The following is a 16548-nucleotide window of genomic DNA, read 5'->3' as shown; positions in this document are numbered from 1 at the left end:
AGCCACAGGACCTACCATGTTGCTTTCCGGTACGGCGATCGAGCCGTCGACTTTTCGCCAGGCACTCGGGCACTACGCCTCCGGCATCACGGTGATTACATCGCACCATGAAGGTGAGCCGATCGGCTTCACCTGCCAGTCGTTCTACAGCGTATCGATGAGCCCGCCGCTGGTGTCATTCAGTGTGATGTCCAGTTCGGCCAGCTACCCGAAAATTCGCCAGGCTGGGCGCTTCACGGTCAACATCCTGTCAGGTGAGCAGGTCGGCATTTCCAACCAGTTTGCACGGCGCGGCGCCAACAAGTGGCACGGCGTCGAATGGCAAGCATCGCCGTTGGGCAACCCGATCATTGCCGGCAGCCTGCACTGGCTTGATTGCGAAATTCACGCCGAACATGCCGCCGGGGACCACCTGATCGTGATTGGCGAAGTCAAAGCGTTGAACCTGCAGGCCACTGCTGCCACGCAGCCGCTGCTGTATTTCAAGGGGCAGTACTGCAACCTCGCCGCGCCTCACGCGGCTTGAGCCTCACCCCACTCACGGAAAACCCATCAAAGGAATTGTCAGGATCATGCAGCAGTGAAGAAAACCCGCCATTACTGCGTTGATCCGCCATTTTACTCATGATCGATTTACGCCACCTGCGAACTCTCCACGCGCTGCGTGAAACCGACAGCCTGCACGAGGCCGCCGAGCGACTGCACCTGACACAATCAGCCCTGTCGCACCAGTTCCGCGATATGGAAGAGCGCATCGGCATGCCTCTGTTCGTGCGCAAATCCAGGCCGGTGCGCTTCACCAGCGCGGGGCTGAAGCTGCTGCAGCTGGCCGATCAGGTGCTGCCTCAGATCCGCAATACCGAACGGGACCTGGGCAAACTGGCCGGCGGCTGCGCCGGACGGCTGCACATCGCCATCGAGTGCCACAGTTGCTACCAGTGGTTGATGCCTTCAGTGGATGAGTTCCGCAGCGCCTGGCCTGAAGTGGAACTGGACCTCGCCTCCGGCTTTTCCTTCGCGCCACTGCCAGCCCTGGAGCGCGGCGACCTGGACCTGGTGGTGACCTCCGACCCAGTGACACTGCCAGGTATCAGCTACGTGCCGTTGTTCAGCTACGAGGCGCTGCTGGCCATCGACAACCACCACGCCATGCGCCACAAGCCGTACCTGGAGCCCGCCGATATCGCCAGCCAGACACTGATCACCTACCCGATCGAACGCACCCGCCTGGACATCTTCACCCGCTTCCTCGACCCCGCCGACGTCGAGCCCGCACAAGTACGCACTTCAGAACTGACCGTGATGATGATGCAACTGGTTGCGTCCGGGCGCGGCGTCTGCTGCCTGCCCAACTGGGCCGTGCACGAATACAGTTCGCGCGGCTATGTAACCGCCAAGCGCCTTGGCGAACACGGCCTGCAAGCAAACCTCTATGCGGCACTGCGCAGTGACATGCTGGAGGTGCCGTACGTGAGTGATTTTCTGCTGACGGCCAAGGACATCTCGTTCACCACGCTGGCAGGTGTCAGCGTGCCTTCAGGCCCGGTTCTCTGAAAGCCGGGCGTGCGTTTGCGAACCTCTGTGCCGGCCATGGCGCGCCATGCCCCTACGGCCAACGAATCAGCTAGCCTTCGCCAATTGCACTTGCAGAAACGCCATCAGTGCCCCCGCCACAGGTGACAAGCTGCGCCCTTTGCGGGTGAGCATGCCGATATGCCGTTCTACCTTGGGCTCCACAAGAGGTACGAACGCCAGTTTTTCGTTCTCCTGCGGAAAAGCGAGGTACGGCAAGGTACTGATCCCTACCCCCTCCTCCAGCATGGCGATCAACGAAATCATGTTGGAAATGAACAGCCGGCTATCGGCCAGCAAACCCTCGGCCTCGGTACCCGCCAGTAATTGCGAGGTACCGTTGCGGATCATCGGCACGCCCAGCAACTGCGCCCAATGCAGCTGCCCCCCCGCCTGCGCCAGCGGGTGGTCGCTGCGGCACACCACGCCAACCTGATCATTCACGATGGGGGCGAATTCAAGCTGGTCATCGTCCACCCACAGGCTGCTGATGCCGAAATCCACTTGCCCTTGAGCGAGCAACTGCTGCACACGTTCGGCCGTACCGTCCTGAATGCTGACCTGCACATTGGGGTGCGCGGCCACGAAGCGGGCCAGCGGCCCTGGCAGCATTCGGCTGGCCACAGAAGGCACGGTGGCGATACTGACCTGGCCAATTTCATGCCGGGCAAACAGCATGACTTCACGGGCAATACGGTCATGGTGCTCCATCAAGCCACGAAACAACGGGAGGCAATGCTCGCCAAATGGCGTCAGCTCTACCCGACCACCGCCCTTTTCGACCAGTGCCTGCCCCAGCTTCTGCTCCAGTTCACGCAGGGCCAGGGATATCGCAGGCTGGGTGCGAAAGGCCTGGCGGGCGGCCGCGTGGAAACTCTTATGTTCGGCGACCAGTACGAAGTAACGCAACTGCGCGATTTTCAGCTCGGGCAACATGGTTAGCATTCCTTATCAAAGCATTTTTTTTATTAATTTTTATTTGCTGCATATTGCTCGCATGATGAATGCCATGCAAACGGAGGCGTTCATCCATGTCACACAAGACCTACAACAACTACATCGATGGCCAGTGGTGTGAAGGCCACGCCACTTTGGGCAACTACAGCCCCTCGGACACTGGCGACCTGATCGGCCAGTACCATCAGGCCAGCGCCGAACAGGCCCGCCAGGCCATCCAGGCCGCCCGCGCCGCTCAACCCCTGTGGGCCGCCAGTGGCCTGGAAAACCGCCAGCAAGTGCTGATGGCCATCGGCGACGAGCTGATCGCCCGCAAGGAAGAGCTCGGCGAACTGCTGTCGCGAGAAGAAGGCAAACCCTTGGCCGAAGGCATCGGCGAGGTCAACCGCAGCGGCCAGTTCTTCCATTACTACGCCGCCGAAGTGCTGCGCCAGATGGGCGAGACTGCCGCCTCGGTGCGCCCTGGGGTCGACATCGAAGTTCATCGCGAGCCGGTAGGTGTGGTAGGCATCATTACCCCCTGGAACTTCCCCATGGCCACCGCCGCCTGGAAAATCGCCCCGGCCCTGGCCTTCGGCAACGCCGTGGTGTTCAAGCCGGCCAACCTGGTGCCGGCCAGTGCCTGGGCGCTCACCGAAATCATCAGCCGTCAGGGCCTGCCCAGCGGCACCTTCAACCTGGTGATGGGCAGTGGTGCCGACGTCGGCGAGGCCCTGATCCAGTCCGCCGAGATCGATGCCCTGACGTTCACCGGTTCTCTGCAGACGGGCCGACGCGTAGCGGTGGCCACCGCCGGTAATCTGGTGCGCTGCCAGCTGGAAATGGGTAGCAAGAATGCCCTGGTGGTCATGGACGACGCCGACCTCGAACTGGCCGTGGAATGCGCGCTCAACGGGGCCTTCTTCGGCACCGGGCAGAAATGCACCGCGTCGTCACGGCTGATCGTCTGCGACGGCATCCACGACCGCTTCGTCGAGGCGCTGCGCCTGCGCATGCGCCAGCTCAAGGTCGGCCATGCACTGGAGGCTGGCGTCCAGATCGGCCCGGTAGCTGACGCGCGCCAGCTGGAACAGAACCTGGCGTACCTGCAACTGGCCCAGGCCGAAGGCGCCACCCTGATAGAAGGCGGCGAGCGCCTGCAACTGGCCTGCGATGGCTACTACATGCGCCCTGCCTTGTTCATCAACAGCCGCAACGACATGCGCATCAACCGCGAGGAAGTGTTCGGCCCCATCGCCTGCGTGATCCGCGTGCGCGATTTTGAAGAGGCGCTGGCCACGCTCAACGATACCGAGTACGGCCTCACAGCCGGGATCATCACCCAGTCGCTGCGCCACGCCAGCCACTTCAAGCGCCGCGCCCAGACCGGCTGCGTGATGGTCAACCTGCCCACTGCCGGCACCGACTACCACGTGCCATTCGGGGGCCGCAAAGCCTCGAGCTTCGGCCCGCGGGAACAGGGGCAATACGCTCGCGACTTCTACACCGTGGTCAAGACCACCTACCTGCGGCCCTGAAGGAATACATGCCATGCACGACCTCTTGATGATCGACGGCCTGCAGTACTCCAACTGGAGCCAGGAAATATTCCAGCAGATGCAGGCCGGTGGCCTGAGCGCGGTGCACGCCACCATCGCCTACCACGAAAACGCCCGCGAAACCCTGTCGCGCCTGGGCGAGTGGAACCGCCGCTTCGAGACATGGCCCGAGCTGATCCGCCCGGTGCGTACGGCCAGCGACATCCGCCTGGCCCACGAGGAGGGCCGGGTGGGCATCTTCTTCGGCTTCCAGAACTGCTCGCCGATCGAGGACGACATTGCCCTAGTAGAGGTTTTCCGCCAGCTCGGGGTGTTCGTCATGCAGCTGACCTACAACAACCAAAGCCTGCTGGCCAGCGGCTGCTATGAGCGCGAGGACAACGGCATCAGCCGCTTCGGCCGCCAGGTGATCGCCGAAATGAACCGCGTCGGCATGCTCATCGACATGTCTCACAGCGCCGAGCGAAGCACGCTTGAGGCCATCGAACTGTCGAGCCGACCGGTGATCATCTCCCACGCCAACCCTGCCAGCTTCCACGCCGCCAAGCGCAACAAGTCCGATGCGGTGCTACGCGGGATCGCAGAGTCCGGCGGGCTGCTGGGGTTCAGCACCTACCCGTTCCATCTCAAGGGTGCCTCGGACTGTAGCCTGGAAAGTTTCTGCGACATGGTCGCGCGCACCGCCGACCTGATGGGTGTGGAGCATATCGGCATCGGCACCGACCTGTGCCAGGCGCAACCCTTGTCGGTGCTGGAATGGATGCGCAACGGCCGCTGGAGCAAGGACAAGGACTACGGCGAAGGCTCCAGGGACAACGCCAACTGGCCGGCGCCCTTGCAGTGGTTCCGCGACAGCCGCGACTTCCGCAACATCGCCCAGGGCCTGCGCGCCCGCGGCTTTGCCGAGCAAGACGTGGGCAACATCATGGGGCTGAACTGGTTGCGCCTGCTGGAGACCGCCACCACGGCACAGGCCTGAACCCTTTGCACGGACAGCATCAACAATAAAAACAATCGCAGGTTCCGGAGGTTTCATGAAAAACCCAACCACCTTGCAGGCCGACGGCCAGGCCATGGGCCTGCCTATGGCACGCGATATCGACTGGCCGTTGTTCCTGATCAGCGGCGGATTCCTCGGCGCCTTCCTGCTGGCGGCGCTGATCGACATCGACACCGTGTCGGCGCTGGTCAATACCCTGTTCGCCTGGTCGACAAAGGCCTTTGGCCTCTATTGGCAAGTGCTGATGCTGGCAACCTTCGCCGTCAGCCTGTTCATCGGTTTTTCCAGATGCGGGCGTGTACGCCTGGGCGGGGTCACCCAGCGCCCGGACGTCAGCACCTTCAACTGGATCGCAGTGATCATGTGCGCCTTGCTGGCAGGTGGTGGCGCCTTCTGGGCCGCTGCCGAACCCTTGATGCACTTTGCCAGCCCACCGCCCTTCTTCGCCGGCCTGCAACCGCACAGCGAAGCAGCGGCCACCGCGGCACTGGCGCAATCGTTCGTGCACTGGGGTTTCCTGGCCTGGGCCGTGCTGGGTAGCCTGCTGGCGATCGTGCTGATGCACCTGCATTACGATAAAGGCCTTCCGCTGGCGCCGCGTACCCTGCTCTACCCCCTGTTCGGCAAGCGAGCGCTCAAGGGCCCGATCGGCACCTTGGCCGACGCTGCCTCGATCATCGCGGTAGTGGCCGGCACCATCGGTCCGATCGGTTTCCTTGGCCTGCAGATCAGCAGCGCCATGCACGCCGCCTGGGGGTTGCCCAACACTATCGTCACCCAGTCGCTGACCATCGTCCTGGTCACCGCGATGTACACTGTCTCGTGCCTGGTGGGCCTCAAAGGCATCCGCTTTGTCAGCGAGATCAACGTCTGGTTGATGATCGGCCTGGCACTGTTCATGGTGGTATTCGGACCGACGCTGTTCATCCTCGGCGGTTTCCCGGCGGCCTTTGCCCTGCACGTGGAGCACTTCATCCCCCTGACGATGTTCCGCGCCGACCCCAAATGGCTGGACTGGTGGACGGTGTTCTACTGGGGCTGGTTCATCGGCTACGCGCCCATGGTGGCACTGTACGTCGCGCGGATCTCGCGGGGCCGCACCATCCGCGAGATCATCATGACGCTGTCGATCATCGCACCGCTGGTGACCATGTTCTGGTTCACCGTGGTAGGCGGTACCGGGATCGGCCTGGAGCTGCAAACGCCAGGCAGCGTCACCGCCCATGGCGCCAAGCCTGAAGACCTGCTGCTGGGAGTGACGCAGAACCTGCCACTGGGTGGCCTTGTCAGCGCGCTGTTCCTGTTCCTGAGTTTCATCTCGGTGGCCACCAATGGCGACGCCATGGCCTTCACCGTGGCGCTGGCGATGTCCAGCGACGATAAACCGAAGAAGTGGTTGCGCGGTTTCTGGGCAATCGGCATGGGCCTGGCGGCGGTGGTACTGATCACCATTGGCGCAGGCGGTGTGACGGCCCTGCAATCCTTCATTGTCATCACCGCGGTGCCGGTGTCGCTGGTGATCCTGCCAGCCCTGTGGGATGCCGTGCGCATCGCTCGACACATGGCCCGTGAACAAGGCGTCTGAACATGATCCATCCAGGTACAACAACAATGCCCAACAGCGTGCCTGCAATACCCGCGTTGCGCCCTGCCAGCCAAGTCATGGACCTGGCCCGGCTGGGTAGCCACTTCCAGAGCCCGCTAAGCTTCGTGCGCAGCAGCATGCGGCGGATGATGCAACAGCGCTGGCAAATCCGGCGCAGCTGTTTCGACCTCGATGGCCAAGGCTTCGGCACTGCGATCTACCGCATCGAAACGCCGAACGGCCATTACCACTGCGTGATCTTCTCGGCCTACCTGCCGCCGGAAAAGCGCAGCGATCGGGTCATCGCCGACCAGTGGGACGTCAGCTTCGTGCTGGTGGCCGGCGATGTCGACTCGGCACAACTGGCCGACCTGCAACGCAACGTGCCGCTGCAGGAAGCCGGCCGCTTCGATGCACGCGTGCTGGTGTTGTCGCGGGCCAACCGTAGCTTGCGCAATTTCGACCGGTTTCTGGCAGCGCTGGCAGAAGGTCGCCAGCCCGATCCACAGCAACTGGCTGAAGTCGGCTACCTGTATCGCACCACCGCGGTTTACGGTAACGGCAAGTTCGGCATCGCCGATTTTGGTTGCCTGCAAGATAACCCGGACTTCAACCAGCCGTTCAGCGCGCAGATGTTCACCGTCTACCTGCTGCGTCACTTCAGCATCGAGCAGATCAACCACATGGCCCAGGCACTCGCCCCGCAGCGGGCAGTGCAACTGGCCCCGGCGCTACAGCGCTACCTGGGGGTCGGCAACGCGACCGGGCTGGGAATGGCCCCTTTTCTGATCAACCACCCTCAACTGGTGGAGCACTGGATCAGTACGCGGGAAACGGCCCTGGCCCTGGTGCTGGCGCAGCCGGCGGAGCCCGCCCCGTTGGCGCGCCTGCAGCAATTGCTGGCGCGCGCCCAGTTGCACCTGAGCCAGTCCCGGACCGAAGACCAGCGCCAGCATGAGCAGAACCTGCAAACCTTGGCCGAGCTTGCTTTACTGGCCACCTGGCTTGGCACGCAAGCCGACGGCGCGGGCCTTTGGCCGCGCCTGCTGGCCTGGGCGCAATTACATACGGGGGTGGGCTGCCAGGAGCTTCTGGTCAGCCTGCTGCTGGAGCTGTACCCCGAGCAGGTCACGCCCCTGGCCGAGCACATGGGGGTCAACGAAAGCTGGCAGCTGGACGCCCAGATGCCCCTTGGGCACCTGCGCCAGCTCATCGAGCAGCAGTATGGCTGGGCGTTGCGCTACGACTTCAGTGCTGCCGATGCGGAGCACTTCTTCTGGTACCGCTCAGCTGAAAAAGAAGAGCCGCGCCTGGGCATTCGCGCAGAGGAGCCGGGGGCCGAAAAAGAAATGCAACTGGGCATTGCCCGCAATATCCAGCAGTGCCATGGCGCACTGCTGGAGCACCTGCAACTGCAGCCCCAGGCGTTGACCGCTCACTTCCTGATCGCCCAACCGATGTTCAAGGGTACGGTACGCCGCCTGCAAGGCATGGCAAAAACAAACTTCGGTGAAATCCGTGCCAATCTGCTGGCCCGGGACATGCTGCCGATTCACCTGCTGCGCTGCAAACTGGCATTTTTCGGCGCGGGGAAATTCGACCCCAAGTCAAGCCGCTGGGTGCGTATCACACTGTTCCAGGGCGCGCCGCTGGTCAGCGACATCGGTCAGCCGTTCGCAGACGACTGGAATTTCGCAGTCATGCCGCAAAGGGAGCTTTGACCATGCGCGTATCGCTTAACGAAATACAGGTGATGTGCCGCAAGGCATTCGAAGGCATGGGCTTCGCCCCGGGCGACTGCGAGGATGCCGCCGAACTCGTGGGCTGGTTGCAACTGCAAGGGCTCGATGGCGTCGGTGCACTGGAAAAGGCGTTGCTTTATCTGCAAGCCGAAGCTGCACGGCCATACGCCTTGTGCCATGAGGATAACGCCCTGCTGGTGATCGACGCCAAGGGCCAGAGCGTGTTGCGCTGCGCCGCGACGGCGGTGGAACTGGCGGCAGCCAAGGCCATGCGCTGTGGTCAGGCCGAACTGCGCATCCGCCACTGCCACAACCGTTTGCTGTTGCTGGGCTACCTGAGCCGAGCAGCTGTGCAGGGGCTGCACGTGCAAGCCCGCTGGGAGGACGCCCGCCAATACCACTGGGCCGACTTTACCGCTGGCATGCCGCGCCCGGATCTGAGCAGTGAAACTCGGCCCCAGGCCATTGAAGCGGCCGCGCAAAACGTAACGGTGCTGTTCACCCGGCCAGCCCAGACCGCCCAGGCAATAACCGACCCGCAGCGCACACTGCAGCAAGGTTTTACAGTCAACGAACATACCTGGCAAAGGCTCAGGCAGTTGGCCGAACACATCCTTGTCGAGAGCACCGATGCCTCACGCCGCCACGGTGCAGGCGGCGGCAGCGACGCCGACTGAACACCCTTGCCACTGAGGAAACAACCCATGAAGCATGCAATAAAGACCGAGCTGTTCGCCTCCAGGGCGCCACTGGAATGGGCGGTCGTCGGCAACGGTACGCTGTACACTGCCCAGATCCCAATCGATACGCAAGGCCAGGTGGTTGCCGGCGGCATCGAGGCACAGACCCGCCAGACACTGGACAACCTGCGCCACACCCTGGAAGCCGCTGGCAGCTCGCTGGATGCCGTGACCCAGGTACTGATCTACGTGACCGACCGCCGCTATTTGGCAACTGTAAATGCTGTGTACGCCGAGTATTTCCAGGCGCCCTACCCCAACCGCGCGGCCGTAGTGGTGGCGGGCCTCGCCCGGGAAGAAATGCTGGTGGAGCTGGTGGTCTACGCCTGCCTCTGAGGGCCTGAAGGCGCTCGCCTCGCGATATTCAGCGTTTGTTCAATCGGGTGCCGCCCGCGCGGCACTCGATGCATGCCCCCTTCCCCCCAAGTCATGCACCCGGAATATTCCCTTTTTCTCCCGCCGGGCACCGGCCGGTGCCCCATTTCGATTCAAAACCCGCGCCTGAATCAAAAGCGCCCTTTTTTGATGCGCCGGCCCTTGCTGCCAGGGGTGTGCCCCTCACATTTCCTGCATCCCCAGAACCGCCAGGCGTATTCGGCACTTTTATTGCAAAGACTGATTGTGCTCAACGCACAGGCAATCTACCGAGACCGAGGTTAACGCGAGACACAGCTCCCACTTACCCCAGCAAGGCAGCACCCTGAAAGACGCAGATGAACCGCAATGAAGCTGCCGGCAACGGCGGCAAGGAGTGGGTATGTCCCGGGCTTTTTTCAATGAAATGTACGAAGCGGACGGCAACTGCCGCCCGCATTACCAGGAGTTCGCCCGCTGGCTGGCCAACACCCCGCTGGAGTTGCTGGAACAGCGTCGGCGCGAGGCCGACCTGCTGTTTCACCGCGCTGGCATCACCTTCACCCTGTATGGCGACAAGCAGGATACCGAGCGCCTGATCCCTTTCGATATCATCCCGCGCAGCATCCGCGCCAGCGAGTGGCGCACGGTCGAGCGTGGCTGCATTCAACGGGTACAGGCGCTGAACCTGTTCCTGCAGGACATCTACCACGACCAGCGCATCCTCAAGGCCGGCATCATCCCGCCAGAGCAAGTGCTGGCCAACGAGGGCTACCAGATCGCCATGCAGGGCCTGGACCTGCACCGTGGGCTGTATGCGCATATTGCCGGTGTCGACCTGGTACGTGACGGCGATGGCAGCTACTTCGTGCTGGAAGACAACCTGCGCACCCCCAGCGGCGTCAGCTACATGCTCGAAGACCGCAAGATGATGATGCGCCTGTTCCCCGAACTGTTTGCCGCCCAGCGCATCGCGCCCATCGATCACTACCCCAACCTGCTGCTGGACACGCTCAAGAGCGCCAGCCCACTGGACAACCCCACCGCGGTGCTGCTCACGCCCGGCCGTTTCAACAGCGCCTATTTCGAGCATGCCTTCCTGGCGCGGGAAATGGGCATCGAGCTGGTCGAAGGCGCCGACCTGTTCGTGCGTGATGAGCATGTCTACATGCGCACCACTGCCGGCCCCCAACAGGTGGACGTGATCTATCGTCGCCTGGACGACGACTACCTCGACCCGCTGTCCTTCAACCCTGACTCGATGCTGGGCGTGCCGGGGCTGGTCTCGGTTTACCGCGCCGGCAATGTGGTGCTGGCCAACGCCGTCGGCACTGGCGTGGCCGATGACAAATCCATCTACCCCTATGTCGACGACATGATCCGCTTTTACCTGAGCGAAGAACCGATCCTGAACAACGTGCCGACCTGGCAGTGCCGCAAGCCGGCGGAGCTGTCCCATGTACTGGCCCACCTGCCCGAACTGGTGGTCAAGGAAACCCAGGGCTCCGGCGGCTATGGCATGCTGGTCGGGCCTGCGTCGACCAAAGCCCAGATCGAGGACTTCCGCGGGCGCATCAAAGCCCGCCCGCACGCCTATATCGCTCAACCGACGCTGTGCCTGTCAACCTGCCCGACTTTCGTCGACAGCGGCATCGCACCGCGTCACATCGACCTGCGCCCGTTCGTGCTGTCGGGCAGTGAAACCCGCCTGGTGCCCGGTGGCCTGACGCGCGTGGCGCTCAAGGAAGGCTCGCTGGTGGTCAACTCGTCGCAAGGCGGCGGTACCAAGGACACCTGGGTGGTGGAGGACTGAGCCATGCTTTCGCGAACCGCTTCCGACCTGTACTGGATGTCCCGCTACCTGGAACGTGCAGAAAACCTCGCGCGCATGCTCGAGGTCAGCTACTCGCTATCGCTGATGCCCCAGGCCGGGCGCAGCGACGGCCATACCGAACTGGCAATGTCGCTGATGGCCTCGGGCATGCTGGACGACTACCTGCGTCGGCACAATGAACTCGACACCGAGCGCATGCTGCACTTCTTCGCCCTCGACGCCACCAACCCCAGCAGCATCTATTGCTGCCTGCAGGCCGCCAGGACCAATGCCCATGCAGTACGCGGCCGTATCACCGCCGACATGTGGGAGAACATCAACGCCACCTGGATCGAAATGCGCAACATTGCCAGCAATGGCCTTGGTCGCTATGGCATCAGCCAGTTCTGCGACTGGGTCAAGGAACGATCGCACCTGTTCCGCGGTGCGACCTCCGGCACCATCATGCGCAACGATGCCTACAGCTTCATTCGCCTGGGGACCTTCCTGGAGCGGGCGGACAACACCCTGCGCCTGCTCGATTCGCGCTATGAAATGTTCGGCGAGGCCTCCGAAGAGGTCAGCGACGACTCCGCCCGCGGCTATTACCAATGGAGCGCCCTGCTGCGCGCGCTGACCTCGTATGAGGCCTTCAACGAGCTCTATCGCGCCGCGCCCAGTGCCCGGCCGGTGTCCGAACTGCTGCTGTTGCGGGTAGACGTGCCGCGCTCGCTACATGCCTGCATCGAGGAACTGGACCTGATCCTGGCGGGCCTGCCGGGCAGTACCGGGCGTGCCGCCCAGCGCATGGCCGCCGAACTGAATGCGCGCCTGCGCTACACCGCAATCGACGAAATCCTCGATGCCGGGTTGCACCCCTGGCTGAGCGACTTCATTGGCCGCATCAACCAACTGGGCCAGGCCGTCCATCACTCCTACCTGGAGGTTGTATGAAACTGTCCATTCGCCACGACACGACCTATAGCTACGCCAGCGACGTGTGCAACAGTATCCAGTTCCTGCGCCTGACACCGCGCAGCAGCGAACGCCAACGTATCAATCAATGGCAACTGGACCTGCCCTGCAAGGTGAAGGGCCAGATCGACCCTTATGGCAACATCCTGCACGTGCTGACACTCGACAAACCCCATGGCCACCTGGCGCTTACCGCACACGGCCAGGTCGAGATCGACCCGGATTGCGAACACGAAACCGAGAGCCAGTCGCCCCTGCCGTTCCTGCGCGGCAGCCACCTGACGCAGGCCGACGACACCCTGATTGCTTTCGCCGCCCGGCAATGTGGCAGTCACCGCGACCGGGCAGCGCTGATCGGGCTGATGCAAGGCCTGGCCGAGCACATGCCCTACAGCCCTGGGGCCACGTCGGTGGGCACCACGGCCATCGAAGCCTTCAGCGGTGGCGCGGGCGTGTGTCAGGACCACACCCACGCCTTCCTGGCCTGCGCACGCAGCCTGGGGGTGCCGGCACGCTATGTGTCCGGCTATCTGTGCACCGAGGATGAACAACACCTGGCCAGCCACGCCTGGGCCGAAGCCTGGGTCGACGATGCCTGGTACAGCTTCGACATTACCAACCGCCTGACCCGGCCAGAGCGTCACCTGAAGCTGGCGGTGGGCCTGGACTACCTCGACGCCTGTCCGGTCAGGGGCGTACGCCGCGGCGGCGGCGCCGAATCGATGCAGGCCAGTGTCCACGTGCATCGCCAGTGACAGGCTGGCTTCAGACCGGTCTTGCCGCGCGAGTGCGGCAAGACCCTTTCACACGCAACGCAAGGGAAACCGCATGACTTACTGTGTCGCCATGCACCTGGAGGACGGGCTTGTCTTCATCAGCGACTCACGCACCAACGCCGGCATCGACCAGATCTCCACGTTTACCAAGTTGTTCGTCTTCAGCGTGCCGGGCGAGCGGCTGATCGTGCTGCAGACCGCCGGCAACCTGGCGACCTCGCAGTCGGTGATCAACCTGCTGCAGCAACGCACCCAGGGCAACGGCCCCCACCTGCTGAACGTTGCCACGCTGTACGATGCAACGGTGCTGGTCGCCGACACCCTGCGCGAGGTGGTCAGAAGAGACCGCAGCAAGCTCACGGCCGATATCGACCTCAGCAGTTCATTCATCGTCGGCGGCCAGATAGCCGGCGGCCCCATGGCCATCTACAACGTGTATGCGCAAGGCAATTTCTTTCAGGCCACGCCGGACACCCCGTTTCTGCAACTGGGTGAAAGCAAGTACGGCAGGCCAATACTCGACCGCAACCTGGATTACCGCACGCCGCTCGATGAAGCGCTGCGCTGCGGTCTGATTTCGTTCGACTCCACCATCCGCAGCAACCTGTCGGTGGGCATGCCGCTGGACTTGCTGGTGTACCGTGATAACAGCCTGGAAAGCATGACGCGCAAGCGCATTACCAGCGACGATGCCTATTACCAGCAGATTCGCAGGCAGTGGAGCGACGGCTTGAAAACCCTCCTGGCCGAACTGCCAGCGCCGCCTTATGGCTGAACAAGCAAACGGTTCAGATCCTTTGCCTGTACCGGCCCCTTCGCGGGCTTGCCCGCTCCCACAGGTACTGCGCAAGCCTTTAAGGCTGGGATGTCCTGTGGGAAAGGTCGAGCCCGCGAAGGGGCCGGTACAGGCAACACCTCAGTAAAGCCAATGTGTAATGTTCGAGACTCCGTGGGTTATCCTGCCCCTTCCCCCTGTCACGAGACTGCTGCAGGCGGACAACAGACTGCCTGCAGGTGAAATCATGATTCACGGAAAAACCCTGGAAGCCTGGCAACAAAGCCATCCGATCATCGCCGATCTGGTTGCCCTGAAGCAGACCAGCTGGTTCAACCCGGGTATCGCCAAGGCTGCAGAAGCCCTGCACGATGTGGGCCTGACGGCTGCCGACGTGCAAGCGGCCAGCGCGCGGCTGCAGCGGTTCGCGCCTTACCTGGCCACTGTGTTCCCCGAAACAGCCGCTGCCGGCGGGGTCATCGAGTCGCCTGTCATCCCGCTGCCACAGCTGCGCCGGGTGCTTGTCGAAGAAGGATCACTGCAGAACGCAGGCAACCTGTGGCTCAAGGCGGACAGTGACTTGCCCATCTCCGGCTCGATCAAGGCCCGGGGCGGTATCCATGAAGTGCTCAAGCACGCCGAGGACCTGGCCCTGGCGGCCGGCTTGATCACGCCAACGGATGACTACACCCAACTGGCGAGCGACCAGGCCCGCGCATTTTTCAGTCAGCACACGATCGCCGTGGGTTCGACCGGTAACCTGGGGCTGTCGATTGGCATCATGAGCGCCAAGCTGGGTTTTAAGGTGAGCGTGCACATGTCCTCCGACGCCCGGCAATGGAAGAAGGACAAGCTGCGGGCCAACGGCGTGTCAGTGGTAGAACACGCGTGCGACTACAGCGTAGCGGTCGAGCAGGGTCGCCAGCAGGCGGCCTCAGACCCCAGTTGTTATTTTGTCGACGACGAAAACTCCCCACAGCTGTTTCTCGGCTATGCCGTCGCCGCCGAACGGTTGGCACGGCAACTCGACCAGGCTGGCATTCAGGTGAACGCAGACCATCCGTTGTTCGTGTATCTGCCCTGCGGCGTAGGGGGCGGCCCGGGCGGTGTCGCATTCGGGCTGAAGCTGATGTTCGGCGATGCGGTGCACTGCGTCTTTGCCGAACCCACCCACTCCCCCTGCATGCTGCTGGGTGTCTATACCGGCCTGCATGATGAAACGAGCGTGCAGGACTTCGGCATCGACAACATCACCGCCGCAGACGGCCTGGCGGTCGGGCGCCCATCTGGGTTTGTCGGCAAAGCCATGCAGCGGCTGATCGATGGTTACTACACCGTGACCGACGAAGAGCTGTACCGCTTGATGGTCATCGCCCATGAGCAGGACAAGGTCAAACTGGAGCCCTCTGCCCTGGCCGGCGTACCGGGTATGCTACGGGTGCTGCAAGCCGACGAGTACCTGGCCCGCCAACGCTTCACCCCAGCCCGGCTGCGACAGGCCACCCACCTCGTCTGGGGAACGGGGGGCAGCATGGTGCCGGAAGAAGAGTTCAACGCTTATCTGGCCAAAGGGCGCAGCGAGCAGGCAAACGTGTAACCGAAGCGCCGGTTCGCAGCGCCGTTGCAGTGCTTCAGGCCATCAGCAAGGAATGCCCGCCAGCGGCCACACAGGTGCTGGCGTCGCTTTGACCATATTGCGTTTTCGCGCCCACTGGGTCAGTGCGGCCATCAGGGCAAAGCCAAGCAGGATCATCACCGGATAGGCCAACAGCAACTCGGTCAGCGAATACTTCCAGGCCAGTGGCCGACCGACGCCCAGCATCGCTGCATATAACCAGGAAACACCTGACAGTGCACCAGAAAACAGCGCAAACATCCGCACGCCTATATTCAGGTCAAGCAAAGAACCGGCCTTGAGCAAGGCAGGTAATACATAACGATGCAACAACATGCCATTAAAGGTCAGGAGCAAGACAATAATGACTTTTGCGTGAAGTTTGGGATTGGCGAAATAACTCATGCCCTTTTCAAGATAATCGATACCAATGACCGCAGCACCGGTAAGCCACAAGAATATCAAGGCATTGGCAACGGACGCCTGCAATCGCGCCATGTGCTTACCGTCATGGCTGGCCTGTTGATGCCCCTTCAACAAGGCCCTGACCATCTCGGCATCGCTGGTAAAGACCAGGCCGATGGCGATACAACAGGCCAGTAAATGAACATAAATGACCGACAGCCGCACCAGTTCCATGGATTCTTTCTGCCCGAACAGGCTAATAATTGTATTAAACTCCACGTCGAATTCTCCACGTAATGCATCAGCGCTAGATGGCCTTGCAACGAACATGCGTACGACTTGATCGCACTAGGAAGACCAAATTCATATCGTTAATTGAAACATCGAATGGTTACTCAATTGCACACAGTGGCTCAACCGTTGAGCCTCGGTTGGGCATGGCGTTACTCCATCGTCAGAGGTAAAAATGCCCCGTGTGCATCCCTGCGATTCAGATCAAGTTGAACGTCCATTACGTTCTGGGGAGAGGTGCGAAGTGCGCTGCTTGAAGCACACACTTGCTGGCAAATATGAGCGACCCACGGGTAAATCGTTCATTTCTTGAGCAAAAGCACCGACCAGCGGTATTTAAAGTCGTATTAGTTAGTTTACTAACTGCTTGCAAGCTGACCGAATGGTAAGTTTTAAAGGCCCGTGGATCC

15 protein-coding genes are annotated in these 16548 nt (G+C 62.1%); 13 read left to right on the top strand and 2 right to left on the bottom strand.

Annotated elements, in window-relative coordinates; all coding sequences use genetic code 11:
* Positions 1–16: 16 nt before the first annotated feature.
* Both AC3B5Q_RS11480 and AC3B5Q_RS11475 read left to right on the top strand, forming a co-directional pair.
* Positions 17–526 (top strand): flavin reductase family protein, encoded by a 510-nt coding sequence (locus AC3B5Q_RS11480; protein ID WP_021782251.1) that lies wholly within the window; start codon positions 17–19, stop codon positions 524–526.
* Positions 527–624: 98 nt separating this feature from the next.
* Positions 625–1554: a LysR family transcriptional regulator gene (locus AC3B5Q_RS11475; protein ID WP_021782250.1), complete on the top strand. Its 930-nt coding sequence runs from the start codon at positions 625–627 to the stop codon at positions 1552–1554.
* Positions 1555–1620: 66 nt separating this feature from the next.
* Here the strand turns inward: AC3B5Q_RS11475 and AC3B5Q_RS11470 are convergent, their stop codons facing one another.
* On the bottom strand, positions 1621–2508 hold the full coding sequence (locus tag AC3B5Q_RS11470; protein ID WP_021782249.1) for a LysR substrate-binding domain-containing protein: 888 nt from the start codon (positions 2506–2508) through the stop codon (positions 1621–1623).
* 95 nt (positions 2509–2603) lie between these two features.
* Between AC3B5Q_RS11470 and AC3B5Q_RS11465 the strand changes: the two genes are divergently transcribed.
* The 11 genes from AC3B5Q_RS11465 (at position 2604) to dsdA (ending at position 15424) form a co-directional block, all read left to right on the top strand.
* A complete protein-coding gene (locus AC3B5Q_RS11465; protein WP_021782248.1) occupies positions 2604–4046 on the top strand; it encodes an aldehyde dehydrogenase family protein in 1443 nt (480 codons plus the stop codon).
* 13 nt (positions 4047–4059) lie between these two features.
* Positions 4060–5046: a dipeptidase gene (locus AC3B5Q_RS11460; RefSeq protein WP_019436691.1), complete on the top strand. Its 987-nt coding sequence runs from the start codon at positions 4060–4062 to the stop codon at positions 5044–5046.
* A 55-nt stretch (positions 5047–5101) separates the two neighbouring features.
* Positions 5102–6652 carry a BCCT family transporter gene (locus AC3B5Q_RS11455; protein WP_103462394.1) on the top strand — a complete coding sequence of 517 codons (1551 nt, stop codon included), beginning with the start codon at positions 5102–5104 and terminating at the stop codon, positions 6650–6652.
* A 26-nt stretch (positions 6653–6678) separates the two neighbouring features.
* Positions 6679–8373, top strand: coding sequence for a hypothetical protein (locus AC3B5Q_RS11450; protein ID WP_330509237.1), 1695 nt, complete (start codon positions 6679–6681; stop codon positions 8371–8373).
* A gap of 2 nt (positions 8374–8375) precedes the next feature.
* Complete coding sequence (locus AC3B5Q_RS11445; protein ID WP_103469756.1) at positions 8376–9071, top strand: DUF3726 domain-containing protein; 696 nt, start codon at positions 8376–8378, stop codon at positions 9069–9071.
* A gap of 27 nt (positions 9072–9098) precedes the next feature.
* On the top strand, positions 9099–9470 hold the full coding sequence (locus AC3B5Q_RS11440; RefSeq protein WP_021782244.1) for a RidA family protein: 372 nt from the start codon (positions 9099–9101) through the stop codon (positions 9468–9470).
* A 421-nt stretch (positions 9471–9891) separates the two neighbouring features.
* On the top strand, positions 9892–11301 hold the full coding sequence (locus AC3B5Q_RS11435; RefSeq protein ID WP_103444554.1) for a circularly permuted type 2 ATP-grasp protein: 1410 nt from the start codon (positions 9892–9894) through the stop codon (positions 11299–11301).
* 3 nt (positions 11302–11304) lie between these two features.
* Positions 11305–12255 (top strand): alpha-E domain-containing protein, encoded by a 951-nt coding sequence (locus AC3B5Q_RS11430; protein ID WP_021783993.1) that lies wholly within the window; start codon positions 11305–11307, stop codon positions 12253–12255.
* Positions 12252–13031 carry a transglutaminase family protein gene (locus AC3B5Q_RS11425; RefSeq protein WP_021783994.1) on the top strand — a complete coding sequence of 260 codons (780 nt, stop codon included), beginning with the start codon at positions 12252–12254 and terminating at the stop codon, positions 13029–13031. Before AC3B5Q_RS11430 ends, AC3B5Q_RS11425 begins: the two co-directional genes overlap by 4 nt.
* Before the next feature lie 73 nt (positions 13032–13104).
* Positions 13105–13827, top strand: coding sequence for a proteasome-type protease (locus AC3B5Q_RS11420; protein ID WP_021783995.1), 723 nt, complete (start codon positions 13105–13107; stop codon positions 13825–13827).
* A 247-nt stretch (positions 13828–14074) separates the two neighbouring features.
* On the top strand, positions 14075–15424 hold the full coding sequence (dsdA, locus tag AC3B5Q_RS11415; protein WP_103469757.1) for a D-serine ammonia-lyase: 1350 nt from the start codon (positions 14075–14077) through the stop codon (positions 15422–15424).
* Positions 15425–15466: 42 nt separating this feature from the next.
* Here dsdA and AC3B5Q_RS11410 read toward each other — a convergent pair whose 3' ends face one another.
* The gene (locus tag AC3B5Q_RS11410; RefSeq protein WP_103462392.1) at positions 15467–16081 is read right to left on the bottom strand and encodes a hypothetical protein; all 615 of its coding nucleotides are present in this window, start codon (positions 16079–16081) and stop codon (positions 15467–15469) included.
* Positions 16082–16548: the final 467 nt, after the last annotated feature.

This window comes from Pseudomonas sp. D5(2026) (genome assembly GCF_057766845.1).
This window is presented reverse-complemented; position numbering and strand designations above follow the sequence as displayed.

What these genes read in the sequence shown, in the direction of transcription:
- AC3B5Q_RS11450 (WP_330509237.1), top strand. Translation starts at nt 6,679, where the DNA reads ATGCCCAACAGCGTGCCTGCAATACCCGCGTTGCGCCCTGCCAGCCAA.
- AC3B5Q_RS11475 (WP_021782250.1), top strand. Translation starts at nt 625, where the DNA reads ATGATCGATTTACGCCACCTGCGAACTCTCCACGCGCTGCGTGAAACC.
- AC3B5Q_RS11425 (WP_021783994.1), top strand. Translation starts at nt 12,252, where the DNA reads ATGAAACTGTCCATTCGCCACGACACGACCTATAGCTACGCCAGCGAC.
- AC3B5Q_RS11465 (WP_021782248.1), top strand. Translation starts at nt 2,604, where the DNA reads ATGTCACACAAGACCTACAACAACTACATCGATGGCCAGTGGTGTGAA.
- AC3B5Q_RS11460 (WP_019436691.1), top strand. Translation starts at nt 4,060, where the DNA reads ATGCACGACCTCTTGATGATCGACGGCCTGCAGTACTCCAACTGGAGC.
- AC3B5Q_RS11430 (WP_021783993.1), top strand. Translation starts at nt 11,305, where the DNA reads ATGCTTTCGCGAACCGCTTCCGACCTGTACTGGATGTCCCGCTACCTG.
- AC3B5Q_RS11420 (WP_021783995.1), top strand. Translation starts at nt 13,105, where the DNA reads ATGACTTACTGTGTCGCCATGCACCTGGAGGACGGGCTTGTCTTCATC.
- AC3B5Q_RS11470 (WP_021782249.1), bottom strand. Translation starts at nt 2,508, where the DNA reads ATGTTGCCCGAGCTGAAAATCGCGCAGTTGCGTTACTTCGTACTGGTC.
- dsdA (WP_103469757.1), top strand. Translation starts at nt 14,075, where the DNA reads ATGATTCACGGAAAAACCCTGGAAGCCTGGCAACAAAGCCATCCGATC.
- AC3B5Q_RS11440 (WP_021782244.1), top strand. Translation starts at nt 9,099, where the DNA reads ATGAAGCATGCAATAAAGACCGAGCTGTTCGCCTCCAGGGCGCCACTG.
- AC3B5Q_RS11480 (WP_021782251.1), top strand. Translation starts at nt 17, where the DNA reads ATGTTGCTTTCCGGTACGGCGATCGAGCCGTCGACTTTTCGCCAGGCA.
- AC3B5Q_RS11435 (WP_103444554.1), top strand. Translation starts at nt 9,892, where the DNA reads ATGTCCCGGGCTTTTTTCAATGAAATGTACGAAGCGGACGGCAACTGC.
- AC3B5Q_RS11445 (WP_103469756.1), top strand. Translation starts at nt 8,376, where the DNA reads ATGCGCGTATCGCTTAACGAAATACAGGTGATGTGCCGCAAGGCATTC.
- AC3B5Q_RS11410 (WP_103462392.1), bottom strand. Translation starts at nt 16,081, where the DNA reads ATGGAACTGGTGCGGCTGTCGGTCATTTATGTTCATTTACTGGCCTGT.
- AC3B5Q_RS11455 (WP_103462394.1), top strand. Translation starts at nt 5,102, where the DNA reads ATGAAAAACCCAACCACCTTGCAGGCCGACGGCCAGGCCATGGGCCTG.